Annotated in this window: 20 protein-coding genes and 3 pseudogenes; 10 read left to right on the top strand and 13 right to left on the bottom strand. The window is 59.7% G+C overall.

Annotation, left to right across the window (positions count from 1 at the left end; all coding sequences use genetic code 11):
* Positions 1–18 precede the first annotated feature (18 nt).
* The 3 genes from HB376_RS11465 (at position 19) to HB376_RS11455 (ending at position 4,951) form a co-directional block, all read left to right on the top strand.
* The gene (locus HB376_RS11465; protein WP_213763768.1) at positions 19–471 is read left to right on the top strand and encodes an RpiB/LacA/LacB family sugar-phosphate isomerase; all 453 of its coding nucleotides are present in this window, start codon (positions 19–21) and stop codon (positions 469–471) included.
* Between the two features lie 1,202 nt (positions 472–1,673).
* Positions 1,674–3,197: an FGGY-family carbohydrate kinase gene (locus HB376_RS11460; protein ID WP_213763767.1), complete on the top strand. Its 1,524-nt coding sequence runs from the start codon at positions 1,674–1,676 to the stop codon at positions 3,195–3,197.
* A 26-nt stretch (positions 3,198–3,223) separates the two neighbouring features.
* Entirely contained in the window at positions 3,224–4,951 is a 1,728-nt protein-coding gene (locus HB376_RS11455; RefSeq protein ID WP_213763766.1) for a glycerol-3-phosphate dehydrogenase/oxidase, read from the top strand.
* Between the two features lie 151 nt (positions 4,952–5,102).
* On the opposite strand, the gene HB376_RS11450 is transcribed toward HB376_RS11455, so the two are convergent.
* Entirely contained in the window at positions 5,103–5,789 is a 687-nt protein-coding gene (locus HB376_RS11450) for a PQQ-binding-like beta-propeller repeat protein (RefSeq protein WP_213763765.1), read from the bottom strand.
* Positions 5,790–5,798: 9 nt separating this feature from the next.
* A complete protein-coding gene (locus tag HB376_RS11445) occupies positions 5,799–7,019 on the bottom strand; it encodes a helix-turn-helix domain-containing protein (protein WP_213763764.1) in 1,221 nt (406 codons plus the stop codon).
* Between the two features lie 162 nt (positions 7,020–7,181).
* On the opposite strand from HB376_RS11445, the pseudogene HB376_RS11440 reads away from it, so the two are divergent.
* Both HB376_RS11440 and HB376_RS11435 read left to right on the top strand, forming a co-directional pair.
* Positions 7,182–7,274 (top strand): annotated as a pseudogene (locus HB376_RS11440) (DUF899 domain-containing protein); the annotation flags it as partial.
* A 62-nt stretch (positions 7,275–7,336) separates the two neighbouring features.
* Complete coding sequence (locus tag HB376_RS11435; protein ID WP_213763763.1) at positions 7,337–8,149, top strand: DUF2182 domain-containing protein; 813 nt, start codon at positions 7,337–7,339, stop codon at positions 8,147–8,149.
* Between the two features lie 50 nt (positions 8,150–8,199).
* Here HB376_RS11435 and HB376_RS11430 read toward each other — a convergent pair whose 3' ends face one another.
* Both HB376_RS11430 and HB376_RS11425 read right to left on the bottom strand, forming a co-directional pair.
* Positions 8,200–8,823, bottom strand: coding sequence for an ATP-binding cassette domain-containing protein (locus HB376_RS11430; protein ID WP_213763762.1), 624 nt, complete (start codon positions 8,821–8,823; stop codon positions 8,200–8,202).
* Positions 8,824–9,004: 181 nt separating this feature from the next.
* On the bottom strand, positions 9,005–9,757 hold the full coding sequence (locus HB376_RS11425; protein WP_213763761.1) for an SDR family oxidoreductase: 753 nt from the start codon (positions 9,755–9,757) through the stop codon (positions 9,005–9,007).
* A gap of 150 nt (positions 9,758–9,907) precedes the next feature.
* Here HB376_RS11425 and HB376_RS11420 point away from each other — a divergent pair, with 150 nt between their 5' ends.
* Positions 9,908–10,834 (top strand): LysR substrate-binding domain-containing protein, encoded by a 927-nt coding sequence (locus HB376_RS11420; protein ID WP_213763760.1) that lies wholly within the window; start codon positions 9,908–9,910, stop codon positions 10,832–10,834.
* A gap of 131 nt (positions 10,835–10,965) precedes the next feature.
* On the opposite strand, the gene HB376_RS11415 is transcribed toward HB376_RS11420, so the two are convergent.
* Both HB376_RS11415 and HB376_RS11410 read right to left on the bottom strand, forming a co-directional pair.
* Positions 10,966–11,679: a ProQ/FinO family protein gene (locus tag HB376_RS11415; protein ID WP_255631278.1), complete on the bottom strand. Its 714-nt coding sequence runs from the start codon at positions 11,677–11,679 to the stop codon at positions 10,966–10,968.
* Between the two features lie 169 nt (positions 11,680–11,848).
* On the bottom strand, positions 11,849–12,430 hold the full coding sequence (locus HB376_RS11410; RefSeq protein WP_213763759.1) for a DJ-1/PfpI family protein: 582 nt from the start codon (positions 12,428–12,430) through the stop codon (positions 11,849–11,851).
* Positions 12,431–12,716: 286 nt separating this feature from the next.
* On the opposite strand from HB376_RS11410, the pseudogene mnmD reads away from it, so the two are divergent.
* The 3 genes and pseudogenes from mnmD to HB376_RS11395 form a co-directional block, all read left to right on the top strand.
* Positions 12,717–13,421 (top strand): annotated as a pseudogene (gene mnmD / locus HB376_RS11405) (tRNA (5-methylaminomethyl-2-thiouridine)(34)-methyltransferase MnmD); the annotation flags it as partial.
* A gap of 63 nt (positions 13,422–13,484) precedes the next feature.
* Complete coding sequence (locus HB376_RS11400) at positions 13,485–13,670, top strand: hypothetical protein (RefSeq protein ID WP_213763757.1); 186 nt, start codon at positions 13,485–13,487, stop codon at positions 13,668–13,670.
* Positions 13,671–13,827: 157 nt separating this feature from the next.
* Positions 13,828–15,555, top strand: coding sequence for an IlvD/Edd family dehydratase (locus tag HB376_RS11395; protein ID WP_213763860.1), 1,728 nt, complete (start codon positions 13,828–13,830; stop codon positions 15,553–15,555).
* Here HB376_RS11395 and HB376_RS40920 read toward each other — a convergent pair.
* The 3 genes and pseudogenes from HB376_RS40920 to HB376_RS11385 form a co-directional block, all read right to left on the bottom strand.
* Positions 15,518–15,634, bottom strand: a pseudogene (locus HB376_RS40920) (LysR family transcriptional regulator); the annotation flags it as partial. The gene HB376_RS11395 and the pseudogene HB376_RS40920 overlap by 38 nt on opposite strands.
* Before the next feature lie 110 nt (positions 15,635–15,744).
* Positions 15,745–17,127 carry a sigma-54 dependent transcriptional regulator gene (locus HB376_RS11390; protein ID WP_213763756.1) on the bottom strand — a complete coding sequence of 461 codons (1,383 nt, stop codon included), beginning with the start codon at positions 17,125–17,127 and terminating at the stop codon, positions 15,745–15,747.
* Between the two features lie 729 nt (positions 17,128–17,856).
* A complete protein-coding gene (locus HB376_RS11385; RefSeq protein ID WP_213763755.1) occupies positions 17,857–18,780 on the bottom strand; it encodes a LysR family transcriptional regulator in 924 nt (307 codons plus the stop codon).
* A 138-nt stretch (positions 18,781–18,918) separates the two neighbouring features.
* Between HB376_RS11385 and HB376_RS11380 the strand changes: the two genes are divergently transcribed.
* Positions 18,919–19,674, top strand: a complete 756-nt coding sequence (locus tag HB376_RS11380; protein WP_213763754.1) for an SDR family oxidoreductase — start codon at positions 18,919–18,921, stop codon at positions 19,672–19,674.
* An 82-nt stretch (positions 19,675–19,756) separates the two neighbouring features.
* On the opposite strand, the gene HB376_RS11375 is transcribed toward HB376_RS11380, so the two are convergent.
* The 4 genes from HB376_RS11375 to HB376_RS11360 form a co-directional block, all read right to left on the bottom strand.
* Entirely contained in the window at positions 19,757–21,022 is a 1,266-nt protein-coding gene (locus HB376_RS11375) for an FAD-binding oxidoreductase (RefSeq protein WP_213763753.1), read from the bottom strand.
* A gap of 32 nt (positions 21,023–21,054) precedes the next feature.
* Positions 21,055–22,353: an MFS transporter gene (locus tag HB376_RS11370; protein WP_213763752.1), complete on the bottom strand. Its 1,299-nt coding sequence runs from the start codon at positions 22,351–22,353 to the stop codon at positions 21,055–21,057.
* 96 nt (positions 22,354–22,449) lie between these two features.
* On the bottom strand, positions 22,450–23,061 hold the full coding sequence (locus HB376_RS11365; RefSeq protein WP_213763751.1) for an XRE family transcriptional regulator: 612 nt from the start codon (positions 23,059–23,061) through the stop codon (positions 22,450–22,452).
* A gap of 479 nt (positions 23,062–23,540) precedes the next feature.
* Positions 23,541–24,686: a porin gene (locus HB376_RS11360; RefSeq protein WP_213763750.1), complete on the bottom strand. Its 1,146-nt coding sequence runs from the start codon at positions 24,684–24,686 to the stop codon at positions 23,541–23,543.
* Between the last annotated feature and the right edge of the window lie 599 nt (positions 24,687–25,285).

Below are 25,285 nucleotides of genomic sequence, written 5' to 3'. Positions count from 1 at the left end.
AAACTGAAGGAGATCATCATGAAACTTGCAATTGCCGGAGATAGCGCGGGGGCCGGACTAGCTCATGTGCTGGCTGAACACCTTAAGGACCGCTTTGAGGTTTTTGAGGTTTCGACCAACGAGGCAGATCCGAAGGAGTTCTATGCGAATTTGTCTGACCGTGTGGCTTCGGGCGTGATACGCGGTGATTACGACCGGGCTATTCTGGTCTGTGGCACGGGGATCGGTGTCAGTATTTCGGCTAACAAGATACCGGGAATCCGTGCTGCGTTGTGTCACGATACCTATTCGGCGGAACGTGCGGCGCTGTCGAATAATGCGCAGATCATCACGATGGGTTCGCGGGTGATTGGGACGGAGGTGGCCAAGAGCATTGCCGATGCTTTTCTGGCGCAGGCCTTCGATGAGAATGGCCGTAGCGCTGGCAATGTGGCGGCGATTAATGAGGTTGATTCCAAGTACCATCGGTGAGGGGCCCGGGCGCGGGCGCTGTCGCCGGAGGGGTTTTGTGGTGGGGGGATGGGATGTTGGGGTTAGGGGTTAGGGGTATGCGCCGGGGTGGTGGTTTCAGTGTTAGCGGTCAGGGGTTGATGCCGGGGTGGTCGGTTCTGGGGTTAGCGGTCGAGGTTAATGCCGGGTTGCTGCTTTCGGCCGTGGTGGCCTGCGAGAGTCGGATTTTCTCTTTATCACTATTAGCCACTGTGCGTGGCGGCACGTCATTTCTTTGTCCAAAGCGACAAAGAAACGAAGCAAAGAAAACGCTTTCAACCACGCTACCCTAAGTGTCCACAGCGTGCAGTTTCTATTCATAGGTGCCCCAAAAGCACGGTGCTCGCCAGAGCGACGGATGTGTGAACCCCTCCTTCTCGCGAATCCTGACACGAACACGCTTCGCCCCGCACGCTCTCGGGCAAGCACGATTGCTAAGGAACCCGCACGGCCCTACAGGTATTTACGGCTGCGGTTTTTTGACAGGGTTAGCTACCCGGTCTGTGCGGCCGTATTCATAGGCCACAGCTTCATGCGTGTTTGTGTTTACTGCTTCAGTTTTTTGTGAATTGGCTGCGCGTTCTGTACAGCTATTTTCGTCGGTTACGGCCACCCGCATCTTCACGACCTCGTTTCCTGGCGGGTTGGCGACGTGGTTCGAGGCGCGTACATATTTGGAGGGAGGTTATCCGCGGATAGCGCGGGGTGCTCCTTGGGCAGGTTCAATCACTGGTGGCGAAGCGTGTGGTTCCTTGGCAATTGTGCTTGCCCGAGAGCGTACGGGGCGAAGCGTGTTCGTGTCAGGATTCGCGAGAAGGAGGGGTTCACACATCCGTCGCTCTGGCGAGCACCGTGCTTTTGGGGCACCTATGAATCAAAACTGCACGCTGTGGACACTTAGGGTAGAGCGGTTAAAGCGTTTTCTTTGCTTCGTTTCTTTGTCGCTTTGGACAAAGAAATGACGTGCCGCCACGCACAGTGGCTAACAGTGATAAAGAGAAAATCCGACTCTCGCAGACCACCACGGCCGAAAGCACCAACCCGGCATTGACTCCGACCGCTAACACCGAAAGCACCAACCCGGCACATACCCCTAACACCGAAACCACGACCCCCAACCCTAGCAACCTGCCCCCCAACCCCGAGTGCGAACGGAAAAAAACCTCTAATGGATCGGACACACAATGGCGACATATCTGCTGGGCCTAGACAGCGGCTCGACCGCGACCAAGGCCGTTATCTTCGACACCACCGGTCGCACCGTGGCCGTAGGCTCCCGGCGTGTGGAGCAGCGGCAGCCGCGTCCCCGCCACGTCGAACGCGACATGGAAGAAACCTGGGCAGCGGCAAGCGGCGCCATTCGCGATGCGCTCGCGCTTAGCCAAGTGCCCGCCGAGGCGATCGCCGCTATCGGCGTAACCGGACACGGCGACGGCCTCTACCTGGTCGACCACGCCGGTGCTCCGCTCGGCCCCGGCATTCTGTCGCTCGACAGCCGGGCCTTCGACGTTCGCGATCAATGGCGCGAAGCCGGCGTGCTGCAACAGGCACTGGAATTGACCGGGCAGCAGCCGTATCCCTACGCCGCCGTCAGCCTGCTCAAATGGATCCAGGTCAACGAACCCGAGCGGTACGCAAAAATCGGCCATGTGCTCTTCTGCAAGGACTGGCTTCGTCTCTGTCTGACTGACGTCCCGGCAACGGACCCAACGGAAGCCAGTTCATCCTTTACCGATGTCCGCACGCAACAGTACAGCGGCGATGTCCTCGATCTATACGGCCTCGCGTCTATTGGCCACGCGTTACCGCAAATCGTGTCGTCCACGGCACTCGCAGGCCGGGTCACCGCACAAGCCGCCGCGCTAACCGGTCTGAAGGAGGGCACGCCGGTCGCGTGTGGATTGCACGATGTCACCTCCAGTGCCGTGGGACTAGGCAACACCGAGCCGGGTATCTTGTCGATTACGGCGGGGACGTTCAGCATCAACGAGATCCTGTCGGACCGTCCGCAACTGGATCCGCGCTGGTCGTGCCGCAACGGCACACGTCCCGGTCAATGGATGAACATGTCGATTTCACCGGCCTCATCGAGCAATGTCGACTGGTTCCTGCGTGAATTTTTTGCCCACGAAGCGCAACAGGCTTCGCAACGCGGATGCTCGCTGTTCGACCTGATCGGAGACGAATTACAGGCGGCATTCGCCGAGCCGAGTTCCGTCATGTTCCATCCATTCCTGTTCGGCTCCCCCTTCGAGCAGCCCGCGAGCGCCTCGTTTTTTGGCATCCGCGGCTGGCACCGTCGCGCCCATCTGGCGCGGGCCGTGCTCGAAGGCATGGTCTTCAATCACCGATACCATGTCGAAGCTCTGACCAGCGTGCTTCCGGCGCAGCGGGCGGGGCTGACCGGTGGAGGATCATCAAGCCCCATGCTTGCCCAGTTGTTTGCCGATACCATCGGGATTCCTATCGATATTCCGGAAAGTCAGGAAGCGAGTGCACTTGGCGCAGCGCTCTGTGCCAGCGTGAGCGCAGGAGTGTTCGCATCCCTGGCGGAGGCCGCCACGCGCGCATGCCGCATCCAGCGGACACACCAGCCGGACGCGGAACGTCACGGCCAGCTCACCGAGGCGTATACCCTGTACATGCAGCTCATTTCAGGCATGAACCCATTGTGGCCGGCGCTCGACCGCGCAGCCACTACGCATTGACGACGACATTGATCACGAGACAAGCAATGACCGAACGATCCCGCGAATTCTTTCTCGACCGGCTTACGCAACAGCGCCGTGTCAGCGTGCTAATTGTTGGTGGCGGAATTAATGGAGCAGGACTATTCCGCGACCTGTCGTTGCAACAGGTCGACTGCCTGCTGATCGATAAAGCGGACTTCGCCTCAGGTGCAAGTTCGGCGCCATCGAGGCTCATTCACGGCGGCCTCAAGTATCTTGAAACCGGTGAATTTGGCCTCGTTGCCGAATCCACACTGGAACGCAATCTCTTGCTGAAAAACGCACCGCATTTTGTACGGCCACTGGAGACGGTACTGCCGATTCATTCGTACTTTGGCGGCATTGTTGCGTCTACGCTGCGATTTTTCGGTGTCAAGTCGAAGCTCGCCGACCGCGGCGCGATCATTTCAAAACTCGGTCTCACGATCTACGATTTTCTCGGTCGCCATCACCGGACGATCCCGCGTCACCACGTCGCGCTCAGAAGACGTTCTCTTCAAAGTCTGCCATTACTCGATCCCGCCATCAAGGCAACCGCCACGTATTTCGATGCACAGGTGACACAGGCCGAACGACTGAACTACGAACTGGTAGCAGACGGACTGACCGCTTGCGAGGAAGCCGCGGCGGCGAACTACGTTACGGTTGATCACGTGGAAGGCGACACGGTCTGGCTGCGGGATCTCGTGTCAGAGCGGCTTTTTCCTGTGACACCGACCCTCATCGTCAACGCCGGTGGGGCCTGGATCGACAGCGTGAACCAGGCGCTCGGTATCAAGCGAAAGTATATCGGTGGAGCAAAGGGGTCGCACCTGATCGTGACGCATGCTGAGCTCCATGCGCAACTGCGGGGCCGCATGGTGTACTTCGGCTCGAAGGACGGTCGCATTTGTCTTGTCTATCCGTTTATGGACCGGCTTCTGGTCGGTTCGACCGATATCCGCGTAAGCGATCCTGACCAGGTTCGCTGCGAGGACAGTGAGGTCGACTATATGCTCGGCGTATTGCGGGAGATTTTTCCTCGCCTGGAACTGGATGCATCGAACATCACGTTTCGCTATAGCGGCGTGCGGCCGTTGCCCTATTCCGATGCCACGAATCCGGGCGACGTGAGTCGCGATCACGTGGTGCACGTCGATCATCTGCCTGACACTCAAACTGCTGTGCTTTCGCTGGTGGGCGGCAAATGGACAACCTTCCGGGGATTTGCCGAATCCGTCGCCGACGATACGCTCAAGCGTCTCGGACGTTCGCGCAGGGTCAGCACTCGCGACGAAGCTATCGGTGGAGGCCGTGATTTTCCACTGACCTCAGGGGATCGGACTGCGTGGATCAACGAGCTTGCCGCGCGTTGCGGCGTTCCGGTTGAACGAGCTGAAACCTTATTCTCGCGTTACGGTACAAGTGCATCCGTCATCGCAGCGTTCTGCTCGTCGATACACGACGGGCTCCCTGACCGCCCGCTCGCAAGCGAGCCGAGTTATACAGTGCGAGAGGTTCAGTACCTATGCGAGCACGAAGCAGTGACGCATCTTGCAGATCTGCTTTTCCGTCGCACGACGATCGCCATCTCCGGTCAATTGACCGGCGCCGTGCTGGCTGAAACTGCGGCGATCGCGGCGAGTTCGCTGGGATGGGATGCTATCCGCATGCGGCGGGAAATCGAATCGTCCCGCGACATCGCCGAGCAGCGCCATGGAATGGTGATTAGGGATACTGAGCTTACGCATTAGTTCAGTAGTTGGCAGCCTGAACTTAGACGAATCCCGGTGCGGACCTACGCTGAAATGCGGCAGCGGGAGTTGATTGCACCAGGCGGTGATGTCCGCCCGATGCTTGCGGATCGCGTGAGGTCTTTCCGCGCAGCGCGCCGGGTCGCTTGGACTATTCGCTAGTAGAGTCGACGGGAATCCCGGCGTCGCTGCTGGCCGAGGAGTCTCGCCTGGGGCGGCGAACAGCTCTTACCTTCCCGCTGTTTCCACCGCCGCAGAAGAATTGCTCGCCGCCATCGGATTCAAGTCCCGACACGCCGGCTCCGGGCGGCATCTCAAGGCTCTCCAGGACCTCTCCCGTTTGCGAATCGACATGTCTCAGCTCGCTCGCGTCGTCTTCCCAGGTGCCGTGCCAGAGCTCGCCGTCAACCCAGGTGACACCGGTGACGAAGCGGTTGGATTCTATGGCGCGAAGAATCGCCCCCGTTTCAGGATCGACCTGATGGATCTTCCGGCTCCGATACTGCCCCACCCAGAGCGTCCCTTCGGCCCACGCGAGCCCCGAGTTACCGCCGCCACCGGGTGCCGGGATCGTGGCGAGCACCCGGCCGGTTTCAGGATCGATCTTCTGGATAAGATCCCCGGCAATCTGGAACAAGTGTTGGCCGTCAAAGGCCGTTCCTGCATCGGCGGCGACATCAAGCGAGTGCAGCGGGTTTCCGCTCGCCGGGTCGAAGGCGTTCAGCTTGTCTCCGGATCCGAACCAGACATGCTGACCGTCAAACGTGACCCCAGACACGCTGTCGACACCCGGAAAGGGTCCATATTCACGGATGATTTCGGCTTCTGATCGTTTCATGTTGCCATCCTAATCACTGGGTAGTGAAGTGGGGAGTAACAAGCTTGTCGCGAATCCCGGCACGGGCGGTGTCATCCAGCGACGTGCCCGTCCGCGGCCAAACGACTGCACCTTGCCTGCTGCAGCAAGCGAGTCCAATGAACGCTGTACGGTACGCTGGCTGGCTCCCAGCACAAGCGCGAGAGCTGAGCTCGTCCACGACTCACCGTCGGCGAGGAAGACAAGCACCGCCGCATGCTTGTCTTCAACGGGCCGCGCCATCACGACCACTTCGCGCGCAATACGCGGCACCAGCACGAACCCTCGCTTCGTCGCGCTCACACCGGCCAGCGTTCCAAGCACGGTACGAAGCCGTCCGACTTCGACACGCAAGCGCGCGCGATGCGATTCATCGGCGTGTTTCGCCCGGAATGCCCGCGCGATGAGCGTGTCCCTGGGCACGTCTTCGGGCCACGCTTCGCCCAGCGCGCGTGCGAGCGCGAACAAGATTGGACGCCTCGCGAGCGAGACCACGGCGCTTGCGTCGCGTACGAGCTGGCGGCATGCATCTACAACAAGCGCCTTCGACGCCAGTAATACTTCGATATCCTCAAGGAATAGGAGCCGCTCCTCACCATTCGAAATCAAGCGTGCGGCGGGCGTATTCAGTATGAGGGATGCACTTTCGACCTCCGCGATGAGCGCAGGAATACCCGCATGGTGCGCAGCGCGTTCGGCCCGGGCAAGCGCCGCGCGCGCTGTCTTGGTCTTGAGGCGCCGCATCGCGATCCCCGCAACGACCAGTTCGTGGACGGCCTTCAACGCGGGCGGGAAGGGCGTGGGGTCTAGCTCGGCGAGCGTCCGCTCAGCTTCGTCGAGACGTCCGATCAGGAGGAGGCGCCGGACTTCGAGATACCGCGCATGCGCGGCGTTGACGCGGTCGCCGTGTGCTTCGAGTGTCGCCCGCGCTGCGTCGAGCGTCTTCGCAGACCAGCCCAGGTCTCTTGAGGCGAGCGCGATCTCGACCTCGGCGACGACACACCTCGCGCGCGCCGCGGCTTCTTTTGGACCGAATGCCCGCGCGGCACTTCGCATGAGAGCCTTCGCTCGGACAAGCTCGCCGAGCTGCGCCATTGCGATGCCCCGGAGCGCGAGCGCGGGCGCGTCGTCGCGCAAGGCGATCCGGTTAAGTGCGCCGAGAGGGTCACCCGAGGCGAGCGCACGCGCCGCGACCGCAATTAGTGGGTCCATGGTCTATCTGAATCCCGCCACACTTGTCACTCCCATCGTTCGATGCCCGGTACTAATCTATCACCAACCTGCATGTCGGATCGGAAGTTGAACGAACGACGAAGAACACCTGACGGAGGGAAGATGATGACGACACGCATAGCCGGGACACGTGAAGAATAGTTGTCAGCGTGACTCGAGTTGCTCGAGGCGGAGAAGGAATTCACACGACGTGAGGACGAGTTGGCACGGCAACGTCAGGCGCTGCGGTGGGTCTGAGTCGACAAAAACTACCGGTTCGAGACCAGGGTCTCGCTCGCACAAACGGGAGGCGGAAGATGCCACAAAGCATGGTTTCCGAACGAGTTTCCCAGAGAGCTTTCTTTGGCGTCTCGGCGCTGCTTTTCCTCGCCAGTGCAGCGGTGACAATCGTCTGGTGTGCGTCCATGTCGGCGATGGGCGAGATGCCAATGCCCGGCGGCTGGACCATGTCCATGGCATGGATGCCGATGTGCGGACAGACGTGGCCCGGCACTGCGGCCTCGTTCATCGGCATGTGGGTCGCGATGATGATTGCGATGATGCTGCCATCCCTCGCGCCCATGTTGTGGCGCTACCGTCAGGCCATCGGCAGGACTGGCGAGACAGGGCTGGATCGGCTGACCGCGCTGGTGGGCGCCGGGTACTTCTCCGTGTGGGCCGTGTCTGGAATGGCCACCTTTGCGCTGGGGGGCACGCTGGCGGCGGTCGAGATGCAGTCGCCATCACTCGCGCGCGCCGTTCCGATCGCGTCCGGCGTGGTCGTCCTGATCGCCGGCGCGCTCCAGTTCACACCGTGGAAGGCGCATCATCTGGCGTGCTGCCGGGCTATGCCGGGGCAGGGTTGTATGTTGAAGGCGTTGCAGGCGGACGCCCGCACGGCCTGGCGACATGGCCTGCGCCTTGGTCTTCACTGCAGCACCTGCTGTGCCGGCCTGACGGCTATCCTTCTGGTGATTGGTGTCATGGATCTGCGCGTGATGGCCGCCGTGACGGCAGCTACCGCTGCAGAACGTCTTGCACCGGCCGGTGAGCGCGTGGCGAGGGTTATCGGAGCTGTGGTCGTTCTGACGGGGTTGGTCCTGATCCTGCGAGCAATGCGGCTTGGATGAAGCATCGCGCAACCGCGACCATCGTGGGAGCATGTGCTTCGAGCATCCGCCTACATCCCCGCGCCAAGCTCAGCAAAACTGATCATTTTCGCGCTACAAGCCTGCGTAAAATCCACGTCATAGCTCGAAAAGAAAACCGTCCGGTCTTGGCCCAATGTCTTGAACAAATCGATCAGAACAGCGCGCGCGGGGGCATCGAGGCCAGCGACTGGCTCATCCGCGATAACGACCTTCACATCGCCGAGTACCGCCGCCGTCAGGAAGATTTTCTTGCGTGTACCAAACGACATTTGCTCGAAACGCTTCTCGAGATGTGGTGTCAAGCCAAAGCGGTCGGCCAAGTCGAGCGCCTGACTGTCGACGGTGGTTTGTCGGTCCGATGCCACCCGTTCCAGATACTCGCGACCCGTCTGCAGCGAGTACGGCATGCAGTCGTCGGGCACGTACGCGAGTAGCGACTTTGCCTCGATCGGGGCGCTATGCATCGAGTGTTTGTCTATCCATACCTCACCTTCGTCAGGTTCGATCTCACCGGCGAGGATACCGAGCAAGATGGATTTTCCGCTGCCGGTTTCATCGTTCAGCGCCACGCATCCAGTGCCGGCGCCATAACGCAGTCCCTGGAAAATAATGCGCTCGTCGTAACGTTTGCAGAGGTTCTCGAATCTAAGCATGGGTTGCAGACTTTGTCAGAAGAAGAATGGCTGCGCGACTCAGGCGGATGCCGGTTGGCATCGTGCTGGGCGGCAAGGATTGCGCGGAAATTGACACTGCGGCAAGTGTAGCAGCGCACGCAGGCGCGCTTGGACGGACAGGCCAGCGCGCCTGTGAACCACCTGCGCTGGCCACCCGCCATCAACCGTTTAGCATCCGTCCGCCATCCACCACGATTTCTGCACCGATCGTCCACGCGGACTCATCCGACGCCAGATAAACCACGGCCTTGGCCACTTCCTCAGGTGTTCCGAACCGTCCGGCAGGAATGGTATTGATGATCTGTTGAGTAACCTGCTCGCGGTAGGCGTCGGGAATGTTGAGCTTGTCGTATAGCGGAGTATCGACGGGCCCGGGACTGACCGCATTGACGCGGATACCACGCGGCAGCAGTTCGCTTGACAGGGTTCGGGACAGGCTGAGCAGGGCTGCCTTGGTCGCTGCATAGACGCTCGACTGCGCGGCGCCGACGTGCGCATTGATCGACGTGTTCAACACCACCGAGGCGGGTTTGCTGAAGACAGGCAGTAGAGCCTGAGTCAGGAAGTACGGCCCCTTGACGTTGATAGCGAAGGAGCGATCGAACAGCGCTTCCGTCCATTCCTCGATCGGTACCCATACCGATACACCGGCATTGAGGAAAGCGACATCGAGTTGACCATAGTGGTCCTTGACCGCTTGCGCGAGTGCGTTCTGGGCCTCGACACTGGCGGAGTCGGCGCACAGTACGGGCACTTCCTGGCCGAGTATATTGCGGGCGTTCTCGATAGAGTCCGGGTTGACGCCGGTGACAATGACGCGTGCGCCTTCGGTCAGAAACTGCTTCGCAGTTTCCAAACCAATGCCGCTGGTACCGCCGGTAATGAGGGTGCGTTTGCCTTGAAGACGAGGCATGGGAATCTCCGGTAAATGAATGAACAGTCGACGGTGCTTAGCTGGCGCCGCCTCGCTGTACAGGCAGAATGGAGTCATTTGCGCACGGGGATAAGTGGGTCGAAAGGTATATCATTCATGCCCTCATTGCATAAATGATCAGGACGCACCGTGGATCGTTTCCTCTTGATGAAATGCTTTGCCCGGGCGGTCGAGACCGGGAGTTTTTCTGCGGCCGCCAGGGAACTGGGCATTGGCCAGCCTAACGTCAGCCGCTATGTCGCTGCGCTGGAACAGCACCTTGAAACACGACTGATGCAGCGATCCACGCGCAGGCTGACCCTCACCCCCGAAGGTGAGCGCTACTACGCCGAGGCCCGACGGATACTGGACGCTGTCACCGAGGCCGAATCGACCGCCCGTGGTGACGATCAGCCTTCAGGCCTGCTACGCGTAGCATGTCCCACGACGCTTGGGAGGATCCACTTGCTGCCGTTGGTGCGTCCGCTTCTGGAGCGTCATCCCAAACTTGAGCTCGAATTGCAGATCAGCGATCGCTACGTCGATCTGGTCAATGAAGCGGTCGAATTGGCCATTCGCATCGGCAATCTTGAGGACAGTACGCTGCGTGCTCGGCGTATCGGGATGTTCCAAAGGGTTTGCGTCGCAAGCGTCGATTACCTTGCGCGGCGCGGCATGCCGCGCACGCCGGGTGACTTGCGCGATCACGATTGCATCGTCTATACATTGTTGTCGTCGGCCGGAACATGGCACTTCCGCGATACCGAGGTCTCCGTTACGGGGCGTCTGCGCGTCAATTCACCGGACGCTGTCCGCGAGGCGGTGCTGCAAGGCATCGGCGTTGGATATGGACCTCTTTGGCTGTTTGAAGACGCGCTGCGAACTGGGTCCGCACGTTTGATACTGCGCGACTACATTGGGCCGCCGGTGCCGCTGCAGATTGTCTACGCGGCAAGTCGGCTGTTGCCACGACGCGCGGTGGTTTTCATGGATTTCATAGCGGAGGCTTTCGCCGCCATTCCCGCGCTCAACGAAAACGGTCTGGCTGCGATCGATGCGCCGGCAGCCGACGCGTGACATCGTGTGCGCTTGGAACCGGGCATTGAATCATCCGGTCCGAATACGGAATTTATCAGGACACCGTCGTTAACTGAGCGCGCGGGGGAGAGGCTGCGGCGGCGCCGCAAACCTCCCGCTCCCACCCGTTTTTATCCGGCAACCTTCTCAGAATCCGCAACGGCTGCTTTTTCAGCAACCACTGCATTCTCAACAACCGCCGCCTTTTCAGGAGCCGCGGCCTTCGACGCGACTCTTGCCAAACGGCCTTCTTCCAGCTTCGTCGCGCGGACGCCATCTTCAGGCGATACCCGTCCGGCTTCCTCGCCCGAGAGGTCGACCCGAATTGCGCCTTCAACCATCGACGTCCAGTAACGGCTGCCACGGCACCAGATCTTGATCGCCGCCCGCAACTCGGTCTCGGTCAGCGCCAACTCTGCGGCGTGCGCGAGAAGATCTTCGAAAATTCCGATCTTCAGCGGCACCTTGGGCGATGGATTTTTCGGGAACGCTTTAGGAAACCGTTTTTGCAGCTTCCCGATGGTCAATACCACAGGGTCCACGGGTTTCGACCTGACCGCGACGGGAGCGGCAGGCCGGGCTGGCCGAGGAGGGCGCGGCGGCTTGGTGACGGGCTTCGAGACCGGTGTGGGGGCGGGCTGCTTAGAGGCATGCTTGGGGGCAGGCTTATGCGCAGGCTTCGCCACGGGCTTCGATTGCGCGCGTTTCGCCTGTTGCTCTTTCTCGAGTTGTTGTTTCAATACAGCGAGCTGTTCAAAGCCCATAGCACATGACCAGGCAAGTAAAAGGTCAATTCTAGCAGCCCGCCACTCCCGGTGTTCTACTTGTCCGGGCAGGCGGAACAATCCTCAGTCAATTGCAGCACCCGTCGACGCCGCCAACGGCCCGAAAGCGGCCGCCATACGCCGATGAATAGCAGGGTGGACGCGACCTGCATCCACCTTCCATGAACGCTCTCAGGGCCCTCTAATGGTGCCCCGGGCGTGTCGGCCGCCGCCGCAATCGCCATATCGCTCAGAGCGAGATTTCGGTCCCAAGCCGTGCGAGGAACTGACCTAGCCATTGCGGATGAGCGGGCCACGCCGGCGCCGTGACGAAATTGCCGTCAGTGACGGCGCTGTCCACTTCGATGTCCGCGTAGTCGGCGCCGGCCAACCGGACTTCCGGCGCACAAGCGGGGTAGGCGGAAATCCGCTTGCCGCGAATGACGTCGGCTGCCGCCAGCACCTGTGCGCCGTGACAGACCGCTGCGATCGGTTTTTCGGCCGCAGCGAATTGCCGTACGATTTCGATTACCCGTTTGTTCAGCCGCAGGTATTCCGGCGCACGGCCACCGGCGATCATCAGCGCGTCGTAACGGGTGACATCGACATCATCGAAATTCGCATTCAGCGCGAACAGATGACCCGGCTTTTCAGTGTAGGTCTGGTCGCCCTCGAAGTCGTGAATCGCGGTCTTGATCTTGTCTCCGCTTTTCTTCCCAGGGCACACGGCGTGCACCGTATGGCCGACCATTTGCAGCGCCTGGAAAGGCACCATCGTTTCATAATCTTCCGCAAAATCGCCGGTCAGAAATAAGATCTTCTTGGCTGCCATGTTGTTCTCCTGTCAAAGAAAATCACGCGCGAACGCGGCCCGGTCAAACCGGAACCACTCGATTTATCTTAGCTCGTCTTCATGGCAAAACGGGGATACTTTGCCGCTTGCCGGATAAATCGCGATTGAGCATCGCGCCATGGGGAGGCTTTCTTCGGTGCATTTTTTGCCGAAGGCCGGCCGTTTTTGCTAACGTGCTGAACCTTTACCGGACCGCGCGACAATGACGCGGCCGTGGCCCGTCAAACATGATTCCCCCGCAGTCCCTCCCTGACAACCGACCCGCATGACCGATCCGCTGATTCCCGCCACGCTTGCGTTCCGCCCTAACGGGTCGCCGTATTCACCTGAATACGGCGATATCTATCACAGCATCGTGGGCAGTCTTGCCCAGTCGCAGTATGTATTCTTGCAGGGCAACGGCTTGCCTGGACGATGGCAGGAGCGTCAAGCGTTTACCGTGCTTGAAACCGGTTTCGGCATGGGCATCAATTTCCTGACGACATGGGCCGCGTGGCGCGCCGATCCCGCGCGCAGCGAACGGCTCCATTTCGTGTCGATCGAAAAGCACCCGTTTTCGGCGGACGATCTGCTTCGCGCCTACGCGGTGACCGTGGACGATGCATCGGTTCTCGCCCTGGCCGACACGCTTGCCGCGGCGTGGCCCGCGCTGAAACCCGGTACGCACCAGCTCGATTTCGACGATGGCAGCGTCACGTTGACGCTTATTTTCGGCGACGCCGTGGATATCCTGCCCACGCTGCGGTTGCGCGCGGATGCGTTTTATCTCGACGGTTTTGCGCCGGCGAAAAATCCTGAACTCTGGACGCCCGCGATCTTCAATTCACTCGCTGCGCTGGCAAGTGACGACGCGACGTTTTCCACCTACACCAGCGCCGGCGATGTGAAACGCGCGCTGCTGCAAGCGGGTTTTGAATATCGGAAAGTGGCGGGATTTGGGTGGAAACGCGCGATGCTCGTGGGCCACTTTGTGCGGCGCTAAGAGGCCGGCGGAAAGCTGTATAACGCGTGCGCATTGCGGGAACGCGCCACGGTGATCCGCGCGATATTCCAGGCGTTGCCGATCATCACCGCCATGAAACATGCGATCGCGCATTGGCTAAACAATGAGCAATGGCGCACAGTACGTCCAACGCTCAAGCGATCGGAGCGGGTGGCGGCACGCCCGGTCGAACAGTTGACGGCGGTAGGCTTCACTATGCCGGGGGCGTCGCAATAGTCTCTATATACGCTCCCGCGGCCGGGCAAACTGGAATCCAACCGGCGCCCAGGCGCGAACCATCATTTACTTCATAGGGAATTCCCCAGTGACCGATCAATCCGACAAGCCGGCTGACAGACCGGACGACAAGCAAGCCCCGGTCCGCGCGACCGGCATGAAGCGAGGACTTACGTCGTACGGCGACCAGGACTTTTCGCTGTTCTTGCGCAAGGCGTTCATCAAGGGCGCCGGTTATACCGACAAGGCCTTGAACCGGCCGGTAATCGGTATCGTCAATACGGGGAGTGCGTACAACCCTTGTCACGGCAACATGCCGCAACTGATTGAAGCGGTGAAGCGCGGCGTGATGCTCGCCGGCGGTTTGCCGATGGACTTCCCGACCATCTCCATTCACGAAAGCTTTGCGTCGCCGACATCGATGTACCTGCGCAATCTGATGTCGATGGATACCGAGGAAATGATTCGCGCGCAGCCCATGGACGCGGTCGTTCTCATAGGCGGTTGCGACAAGACCGTGCCCGCGCAATTGATGGGCGCGGCGTCCGCGGGCACGCCTGCCATCCAGCTCATCACTGGGTCCATGCTGACCGGCTCGCATCGTGGCGGACGCGTGGGTGCATGTACCGATTGCCGTCGCTATTGGGCCAGGTTTCGTGCGGCCGAGATTGACGAGGAAGAGGTCGCCGACGTCAACAACCAGTTGGTCGCGAGCGTGGGAACATGTTCGGTGATGGGCACCGCTAGCACCATGGCCTGTGTCGCGGAAGCATTGGGCATGACGGTTCCCGGCGGCGCGTCGCCTCCTGCCGTCACAGCCGACCGGATTCGCGTGGCGGAAGAAACGGGCGCACGGGCAGTTCAGATGGCAGTCGACGGTCTCACCATCGACAAGATACTTACCGTAAAAGCCTTTGAAAATGCGATGCGCGTGCTGCTGGCAATCGGAGGCTCGACCAACGCGATTGTTCATCTGACGGCTATTGCCGGACGGCTGGGGCATCGGATCGATCTGGACACGCTCGACCGGATGGGCAAGGAAACGCCGGTGCTGCTGGATCTGAAACCAACCGGCCAGCACTACATGGAAGACTTCCACAAGGCGGGCGGCATGGCTACGCTGCTGCGCGAACTCAAGCCGTTGCTCCATCTGGACGCGCTGACCGTCACCGGGCGCACGCTGGGGGAGGAGATCGAGCTTGGCGGACCCGGGTACCAGCAGGACGTCGTACGATCATTTAGTCATCCGATCTATCCGGAAGGCGGACTTGCCGTACTGCGTGGCAATCTTGCGCCAGGCGGCGCGATCATCAAGCAATCGGCGGCTGATCCGGCGTTGATGGAGCATGAAGGTCGTGCGGTCGTCTTCGACGATCTCGAGGACATGGCCAGCCGGATCGACGACGAAGCGCTGGACGTCACCGCGCAGGACATTCTTGTGCTGAAGAACATTGGCCCGGTCGGTGCGCCGGGGATGCCCGAAGCGGGTTATATCCCCATTCCACGCAAGCTGGCGCGAACGGGTGTCAAGGACATGGTGCGGATCTCCGATGGCCGCATGAGCGGCACCGCGTTCGGCACGATTGTTCTGCACGTCACGCCGGAAGCGGCCATTGGCGGCCCGCTTGCCCATGTCCGCAATGGGGACCGGATTCGCTTGAGCGTGATCAACCGGGAGATTGCGCTGCTCGTACCGGAAGCTGAATTACATCAGCGTGCGCTCGACAATCCCGTCGTTCGTCCGACCGCAGGACGTGGTTACCGGAAGTTGTTTTTGCAGACGGTGACGCAAGCGGATGAGGGCGTGGACTTCGATTTCCTGCAGAGCGAAAGTCTGCAGCAGGAGAAAGAGAATGAGCGCGCGCGGCGACCGCCGCGGCGGTAAGGTCAAGCCGGCGTGCGGCTTCGGCAATCGAGCCGCACTTGAGAACCGCTACGAAACCCTGGATGTATCGGATGTTAATGAAAGCGATTCCAGCACTCCGGACTCTGTTTGGCTCACGGGCAGGGCGGGCCGGGTGGGCAGGAGCACTAGCGTCGCAGACGTTCCAACGGCCGTTGCCGCAGGAATGAACTAGTCCAGGCCAAGACCCGACGGCGTCTCTACATTGCGCATGTTGTAGGCGGACAGGATCCGGTACAGGGTCACACGGGACACGCCGAGTTCGCGCGCCGCGTCGCCGACGCGCCCGCGATTCCTCAGCAGGGCCATTTCGATAGCCTGCCGTTCTCCCACTTCGCGCGCCTGCGCAAGCGACATGGGCACGCATTCCGCAAACTCGCCGAGTTCGAGATCATGCGCGCCGATCAAGCGGCCTTCGGCCATCACGATCGCGCGCCGTACGCGGTTGATCAGCTCACGCACATTACCGGGCCAGCCATAGTTATGGATCGCGGCGATAGCGTCAGGGGCGAAACCGCGCAGACGCCGGTTGGCATCTTTCTCGAATCGATCCAGCATGTGCCGGGCCAGCAATTCAATGTCCTTGCCACGCGAGCGTAACGGCGGCTCCTCGATCTGCAGCACGCACAACCGGTGGTAAAGGTCAGAGCGAAACCGGCCTTCAATCATTGCAGTCTGCATGTCCACGTGCGTAGCCGAGACAATGCGCACATCGACGGAAGTGGACTCATGACCGCCGAGGCGCTCGATCTTGCGTTCCTGAAGGAAACGCAACAGGCTCGCCTGGCTCTCCAGCGGCAAGTCGCCTATCTCATCGAGGAACAGCGTGCCGCCGTTGGCCGCTTCAACACGCCCGATCTTGCGCTGATTCGCACCGGTGAACGCGCCGCGTTCATAACCGAATAACTCGGATTGCAAAAGATGCGCGGGAATGGCCCCACAGTTGATCGCGACAAACGGCTCGTTGCGCCGTACCGACCGCGCGTGAATGGCTACCGCCGTCAATTCCTTACCTGTTCCCGATTCGCCGGAGATAAACACGGGCGCGTCGGTCATGGCCACTTTGCGGATCGCGCGGAAGAGCGCAAGCATGGCGTCGCATGAGCCGATCATGTCGCCTTCGGCGTTGCTGTCGTTCTTCGCGTTAGCGGGGTCGCGCGTCCCTCCGTCATGCAAGGCGGCGATTCCGTAAGCATGGCCCAGCGCGTTCAAAATCCGCTCGCCCGATGCGGGGAGCGTTACATAATCAAAGCAAAAATCCCGGACGAGACGCCGAATAGTTGAATCTTCAAGTTGCGCGGGCGACAAGAGCGCTAACCAGCCCACTGTTTTTACCGATAGCCAGGTTTCAGCCAGCCGCAGATTGGCCAGAACGTTTCGCGCCGAGAAATCGAGCAAACCGCCGCTGGGCTTCGACGAGAAATTCCCCGGCTCACGGTCCAGTTCCAGGGATTTGACTGTCCAGCCGCGCGCATCCAGGAGCGAGCGAAGTTCGAGCGTCAAAGGATCGCCTACGTAAAACAAATGCCTGGGAAGCGATGAAGAAGCAGCCATGAAAGTCATACCGGTTAGTTATAGCGACCGCCGCTATCAAGTCGCTGCGGGGTCAGCACATTTTGGGCACGTGGCGATAAGTTGCAGTTGCCGGCCTCACGAAAACTGCACGCGCTTTAGTTATATCGACTCAGTACGCGGAAACTTGAAGGAATCGAAGGTTGATCGGCTGCGTTGGTCATGCCATAAAACCCCGTTTGAAGTTCGCGTCCCGTTTTCGGAGGAGCATCAAGTAAGAATCAAGTAACAAGTCTCCTGATTCTCGCCGGCAAGCATTTTTTTGCGGCAATAAGCTTTTTACGGCTCTTATTCGCACATGTTATCTGCGCGTGTAGCCGGCTGTTTACCTTTTGCCGCCACGATTCATTATTTCACGTTATTTCACGTTCGCCCATGCGGGTATCGAGCAGACGCGATTGTTATGAGAACGCGACACGGCCGGCGAGTTCGAATCAGGCGCCGTTTAACGGACTTTCGTGATCGGCAATGGAAGCAAATACCAATCTAGGATGAAAACAGCGCTTTAGCTTGATTATTTGTATGAACATAGCAAAGCCCAGACGCAGCAGGGCCGGGTTCCTATCCGGTCTATGGGGTTATCCCTAGCTAGCGATCATTCCAACATCAGCCGGCACCTTAGAGCGCGCATAGCGAATTCCAAGCGCCGGCAGGGCTTGGTCGATGGTTCGCATGTTCGCACGGCGTTTTTTTCGTCCTCGGAGCGTGAAGTCAGCCCGACACATAAGGCCCATGCTGCAGCTCTGATTTCTCCAGCGCTGCCAGCACGGCGTCGAACACGAGCCGGATGCGTGCGGGCACGGGTCCCCGCTGCGGCCTGTACACGTAGACCGGCCACGGCTCCGGCGCGACATCGTCGAGTACGCTTATCACCTTGCCCGCGCGCAGCAACGGCAGTGCGAGATAACTCACGATCTGCCCAAACCCCATTCCCGCCACCACGGCGCGGCACTCGCACTCGCCGTCGTCGGTCTGGAACGCAAGGTTTGTCGGCGTCATTTGCTGCCCATTGGAAAACTGCCAGGGCCACACTCGCCCGGTGTTCCTGTCGATGAATCCTGTCGACGGCAGCAGCGCAAGCTCAGCCAGGTCCGTGGGATGGCCCACGCGTGCGACAAGCTTTGGACTGGCAATCACGGAGAAGCCCACGTGAGATGCAGGACGCACCACGAAGCGACTATCCCGCATGAAGCCGATCCGCACGCCAATATCGATCTGCTCCGCGATGGGGTCGCTGATCGCATCGGATAAACGCAGGTCAAGCGTGATGCGGGGATGCTTCTCGGCGAGCCGCACAAGCGCGGGCATGAGAAAACGTTCGCCGATGGACCTGGGCGCGGTCAGCCGGACCAGGCCGGCAATCTCGGCATCGATCTCGCTGTCCTTCGGTCTTAAGAGATCATCCATCTGCTGCACGAGTTTGCGCGCCCGCTGCGCAAACGCTTCTCCTGCTTGCGTGGCGCGCACGCGCCGGGTGTTGCGATGGAACAGGATTTCGCCCACCAGCGCTTCCGCTTCCTGAACGGCTCGCGTGATTGCCTGAGGCGAGGTGCCCAGCCGGGTAGCCGCTTCCTTAAAGCTCTGTGCTTCAACGGCCGCACAACAGATGCGCAACATTTCAAGGCGATTCTGCATGATGGGTTCTCGGTTTTGCTTCCATAAAATGGAATTATGAAATCGTATCATTTCCATTGAATGGCGGGCTTGAGATTCCCATACTGTGTTCTGTCGCGGGGGCATTCGCCCTCTCAGGAACACAGGAGCCTGTCAATAATGAGCAATCACGCAAGCAATGGAATTGAAGGCAAGGTCGTTGTCATCACCGGCGCGAGCAGCGGGCTTGGTGAAGCCACGGCACGTCATTTGTCGGCGAAAGGCGCGTCGCTTGTATTGGGTGCGCGTCGCTTGGAGCGGCTTGAGAGCATCGCCGCCGAGTTGCGCGAAGCCGGCGGCAAGGTCGAGGTACTGGCCGCCGATGTCACGCGCCGCGCCGACGTGCAGGCGCTGGTCGATCAGGCAGTGAGCGCCTACGGACGCGTGGATGTCATGATCAATAACGCAGGGCTCATGGCAATCGCGCCGATGTCGGAGATGAAGGTCGACGAGTGGGAACGCATGATCGACATCAACATCAAGGGCGTGCTGTACGGGATCGCCGCCGCGTTACCGGTATTCCAGAAGCAGGACAGCGGCCACTTCATCAACATTTCATCGGTGGCGGGCATCAAGGTCTTTAGCCCCGGCGGCACCGTCTATAGCGGCACCAAGTTTGCCGTACGCGCGATTTCCGAAGGACTGCGTCACGAAGTCGGCGCGTCGATCCGCACGACGATCATCCTGCCGGGCGCGGTCGACTCCGAACTGAAGTTCGGCAGTTCCCATGAAGAGAGCGCGAAGGTGGTGGGGCAGTTTTATCAGCAGGCGATTCCCGCGGATTCGGTGGCGCGCGCGATTGCTTACGCGATCGAGCAACCCGGCGATGTCGATATCAACGAGATCGTGCTTCGTCCGACCATGCAGGAATTCTGATCGGCGGGCTCCGGCAGCGCGAGTGCGCGTCGCCGGAGTGGGTGCTGGACGTTGTTATTGTCGATTCGTATCCGGTCCAGTCTCAGGCATTGAACCTGTCCAGACGGAACGCCTTCGGGTCCACTCTTGGCGTGTTTCCGGTCACCAGATCTGCCATCAACGCGCCGGCTGCCGGGCCAATGCCGAAACCATGCCCTGAAAATCCCGCTGCCAGAAAGAATCCTGGAATTTTGCCGACCTCCGAGATAACCGGCACCGCATCTGGCGTCACATCGATAAACCCGGCCCAGGCTTCGGCGACCGTCGCATTCTTGAACGCTGGGAACGCATGCTTTAACTTGTCGAGTGCGCCGTCGACCATCTTCATGGTCGGCGGCGGATCGAGCGTCCGGCAAGCTTCGAATGGCGTGGGGGTATCGAGGCGAAAGTGGCGCGGAATGCTCATCTCTTCTATAAAACGCCTGCCTACGCGAAGCTTTAAGTACTTGCGCTCTGCCATCCACGCCGGCAGGAATTGACGGCACAAACGGATGCTGTCCGGTGTGAGGTCTGCTATCGACGCACCGAGTTGCGACACCGTATACCCCCCGTCAGCGCGCTTGCGGCACGTAAAATCCGACCCATTGATCGCCATCTCCAAGCCGGTCTCTAATGGCCCCGTTCGCAGCACTGACGCGTGTACCTTCAACTGCGGAAAGTCGATCGCGTTGTTGCCGCAAAAAAGCCGTGACCATGCGCCGCCTGCCAGTACCACTGACGCACACTTCACCACGCCAAGCTCGGTGACAACCGCCGACGTTCTTCCCGCGCTGGTCTCTAGCCCGCGAACCGCGCACCGTTCGAACACCATTGCACCGGCTTCGGTCGCCAGTCTGGCGATTGCGGCGGTGGCTAGCGTGGGTTCGGCAACGCCGTCGCCCGCACTGTACAAAGCGCCGATCCACAGGCGGTTCGAGGTGGGAATAAGACGCGCAAGTTCATCGCGTCCCAACAGGCTTCCTTCTGTGCCCGTGTCTTTAGCCGAGTTGAGCCACGCCTGATGGCGGCCCATCTCCTTGTCCGTCTCCGCCAGATAGGCGAGGCCGGTGCGCCGGTAGCCTACGTTGACGCGCGCCTGGATGCCCGCCCACATATCGTTCGCTACGGCGGATAGCGGCAACTCCTTTGGATCGCGCCCGACCGTGCGAATCCATCCCCAGTTGCGCGACGACTGTTCGCCCGCGATCATGCCTTTTTCGAATACAGCGACACGTACCCGCTCGCGTGCCAACGCGAGTGCAGTGCTGATGCCGATAATTCCGCCCCCGACGATCGCAACGTCGATCTCCGCAGGCAATGTCGAACGCATGTTATGTCCTTGAAGAAAAGCGGTCGTTCATGTCAGTGAGCACGGCTTCGGCTAGCCGACAAGCCCACTAGCGCGACCACGCCGATCACGATCACGTAATAAGCCGGCGACATGATGCTGCCCGTCTGCGCGACAAGGAAGCCGACCACGAGCGGCGTGACGCCACCAAAAAATGTCTGCGACGCAACGTAGGCGATCGACACGCCCGTTGTCCGGCACGACGTTGGAAAGAGCTGCGACAACAGCGAACCGACCGGTGCGTAATAGAAGCTGTAGAACACCAGCGACATCGCGCATTGGAACAAGATAAGTGACTGGAACGAGGGCGTATGCGTCAGCATGAAGAACATGGGAAAGACCATGATCAGGCCCGCGATCAACGCAATCCGCATGACCTTGATGGTCCCGAAACGGTCGGCAGCCAGTCCGCCGAAGATCGGGAAGATCGTGCTGACGAGGCCACTGAAGATGGATGCAATGAAAGCGGAGTCCTTAGCTATGCCAAGATTATTGATGGCGAACGTCGGCATGTAGATATTAAGAAAACTGGCTACATTGCCCGCCGCCACGACTGCCGCGCCAATCAGCAGGAAACGCTTGTGAAAGGTAAAGACTTCCGCAAGCGGCCGATGCGGTTTGTCCGCGACTTCTTCGAACTCGCGCGTCTCGTTGATCTTGGTGCGGATATACAGCCCAACGGGACCGATCAGGCAGCCGAAGATGAACGGCGTGCGCCATCCCCACGAATCGACTTGCTCTTGCGAAAGATAGTGATTGATCAGGTAAGCAAATAGCGAGGCGGTCAACACCGCGAGGCCGGAGGTCGAGAACTGCAGGCTGGCGAAGAACGCTTTCGTGCGCGAGTTTTGCTCGGTCAGGTAAGAGTTCGCGCAGCCGAATTCACCGCCGACCGAGAACCCTTGCAGCAGGCGTCCGAACACGAGCAGGGCGGGTGCCCATGCACCAATCATCCGATACGTCGGAATCACCGCCATCAGGACGGTGCCGCAGAGCATCAGGAACGCAGCGATGGTCAGCGCGGCGCGGCGGCCGCGTTTATCGGCATAGATGCCCAGTACGACCGCGCCAACGGGCCGTACGACATACGCACTCGCGAAGGTCAGCAGGCTGTATAACAAGGCCGACTGCGGATTTCCAGTGGGGAAAAACAGGTGCGAGATGGTGATCGCGAACATCGCATAGACGAGCAGGTCGAACCACTCGAAGAATGTGCCCACGTTTGCCGCCACCACGTCACGAATCTTGTGCGTGGATGCCTGCGAGGATGATGGAATGCCGTCCGAGCCGATACTGCCGATCGCCTGCTTCATCTTTGCGTCCTGTGTGGTGAGCACCGGCCGGTCAGGGCGCGGTGTGTCCAGTACAGCTAAGTAGGCGCACAAGACTGGCCGCGCCCGGGCGAAAACCTAAACGTAGAAATGATTGCTGTTGATGACGAGAATGGTGGTGGGCGACTCCCAGCCGTTCTCCCATCTATACCGGTGGCCTGACGGAAACCCATATATGTCCCCGGCTTCCAGCAACATTTCCTGGTCGTCGACGAACAGGCGCAGCTTGCCGCGCACGATATAACCAATCTTGTCGCCGGTCTGCAAGACGAAGTTCACGTCGGACACAGCGCCCGCGCCAATCTCCATGAGGAACCCTTCCATGACCGAGCAGCCCGCGGGTGTCACCCGATATTTAGTGACGCCGCCGACGCTCACTGGCTTGCGGTCCGCGAGCCGCACGACAAAGTCCGCGCCTGCGCCGTCTTGCGGAGCGGGCGTGTTGCTCTCATCGAACAACGCGGCGCCATCGACGCCCAGCGCATGGCAGATGTTGCGAAGCACGCGAATGGACGGGGAACTGATGCCGCGCTCGATCTGGCTGAGCATGCTGACGGACAGGCCGGCTTGCTCTGCCACGTGTTTGAGGCGTAGGTCCTGCGCCTTGCGCATGGCGCGCAAGCGGCCGCCGATGACCACGTCTTGCTCGTGCACAGGGGCATTCGTCAACGGCAAGGAGTCTTCGGACACGGTGTCGCCTTGTGGAGGCAGATGGGAAAATTACACTGTGATGAAGTTTCTGCCAAAAAATTATTGTTTTCAAGCAAACAATAAGGATTGGGTGAAAATTTTGGCTAAGTTAGCCAGACGACGCGTGTCCCGGCTGGCGACGAATGAGTGGGATTAATCGGTCGATTCGCCGAGGCGAGGCGCAGGCAAAATTCGATGAACCGCAGGCGCTGATCGATCCGCTCAGCGGGCTTGCGATGCTGCATAGTTATCTCGGTGACCTGTCCGCCTACGATGTGGACGGTCCTGTCCCGGAGGTTGTGATTAGTGGCAAGGAGGTGCGCAGCATCGCTGAAAACCTGTTGAATCTGTCTTGGTTTGAAGCGTGTGGTTTTCGGGGCTTAGCGATGCGATGGTTTTGTGCAGCCTGTTGCGCGGACCTCTTGCAACAAGCTGCACGCGCAAGTGTTACCAGCGCCGCCCCCTTTCTATGCGAACGATCAGAACCTGTGTGTCATCGCGAGCCGGGCCATCAACTGATTCCCGGTTGAAGAAATCCCCGATGAACCCGGAATATCCGCATTGTCGAACTGCGTTCCCGTGTTGCCATTCACGTGTTGATAGGCTCCTTGAATGTAGACCGACGTACGCGTGCTAAGGTCATAGTCAAGCATCAACGAGAACTGATTGTACTTAGGCATCGAGCGCCCGGTCGTAGCGGAAATGTGAGCGAACGTATAAGTGTAGGCAGCCGCCATCCAGAAATCAGGCTTGAAGAAGTACTGGCCATTGACCTCAAAGTTGTCGAACTTCCACGAGTTCTGAGTACCCGCCACCGGCTGATCCGTAAAGTACGCATTGCCAGTCGGGTTGTACACATCTATATGCGAATACGCGAACGCCAACATCGCCTTGTTCGAGAACGTGTATGACACGCCCGCGTCAATATTCTGTTGCGAGTCAGCCGTAAAGACCGTTGTATCGTTCGACACGGCGCCCGACGCATTGGCTCCGCCACTATTGGTCTTCATGTACGCGAGAGCCGCAGCAAAGCCTCCCATCTTGTAGGTACCCGCGGCACTGTACATGCGGTTCGTCGCGAACCCGCCCGCCTGGTTGCTGAAGCCATACATGGCTTCGCCAGTAAAGCCGCTATAGGTCGGCGACACATACTTGACCGAGTTCTGGATACGATAATCCCAGTCCGAGTTGTCGTTGTCGAACGGATGGGCCGCCAGATCGCCAATGGTGTTGCCCGCTGCCGTGAAGCCGCTCCACATGTCGATGGTGGGATCGTACTGGCGACCCATCGTGAACATACCATACTGATCTGACGATAAGCCAACGTAAGCTTGACGCCCAAACTCAAGACCGCCTTGGCCCAGTTGCCCGTTGTTCGTGTTGAAGCCATTCTCCAACAGGAAGATTCCCTTCAGTCCATTGCCCAGGTCCTCACTGCCTTTCAGGCCCCAGCGGCTACCCACGGTGTCGCCGCTGACCATTTCGTAGCCGCGATGGCCTTGACCGTTACTCGTAAAGTCAAACCCTTCGTCGATCAGGCCATAGAGCGTGACGCTGCTTTGCGCATGTGCAACGGTGCTCAGAAAAATTGCCGGAATCGCAGCGGCTAGCAAGGTTTTCTTCATGATTTTCCAATCCCAATGGTTATAGATTCAGACGCGTGTGTGTCGCTTGATGTCGGTTCTTGCAGCCCGAACGTAATGACGAACTTAAGACTTCATGAAAGCGCCCACGAAGGTTAATGAGCCGTTATTCATAGCTGCGGCGAGTAACTGAAATTCAGACTTTCAGGCGCCGGAAGAGACGCGGCAAAAGAGCGTTGCGGCTTGCTGGCGAGGGGACGGAGTACAGCGTGGAGCATCAGGCAGGGAGGAACGAGAACGATGCGTGTCGTGAATCCGATACAGCCAACTTCCAAACAATTTGAATTGATGTATTGGGACCTTGCCCAATGCTTCACAGAGTCCGTATACGCATCGCCAAAAAGGGACGGCGTGAAAGTACGGCCTCTCCAAACAGGCAGGGAAGTGTGATGGGTGAAATGTGGTTTGTAAGCGAAACGAGCCTTCACGCAAGCAGGGTGTCAACTCCACGCCATCATCGAAAGCCCGGTGCTTCTGAATCAAACGCACTTGCCGGTTCGTTCAATGCGCACCCGGCAGCAGACGATCCTGACGTTCGGCCGGCCCTTGCATAGAGGCTCTGCGCTGACCTTAACAAATCT

The organism is Caballeronia sp. dw_19 (assembly GCF_018449515.1).
GTDB lineage: Bacteria > Pseudomonadota > Gammaproteobacteria > Burkholderiales > Burkholderiaceae > Caballeronia.
The sequence above is the reverse complement of the archived record's forward strand: the minus strand, read 5'-3'. Positions and strand labels throughout refer to the sequence as shown.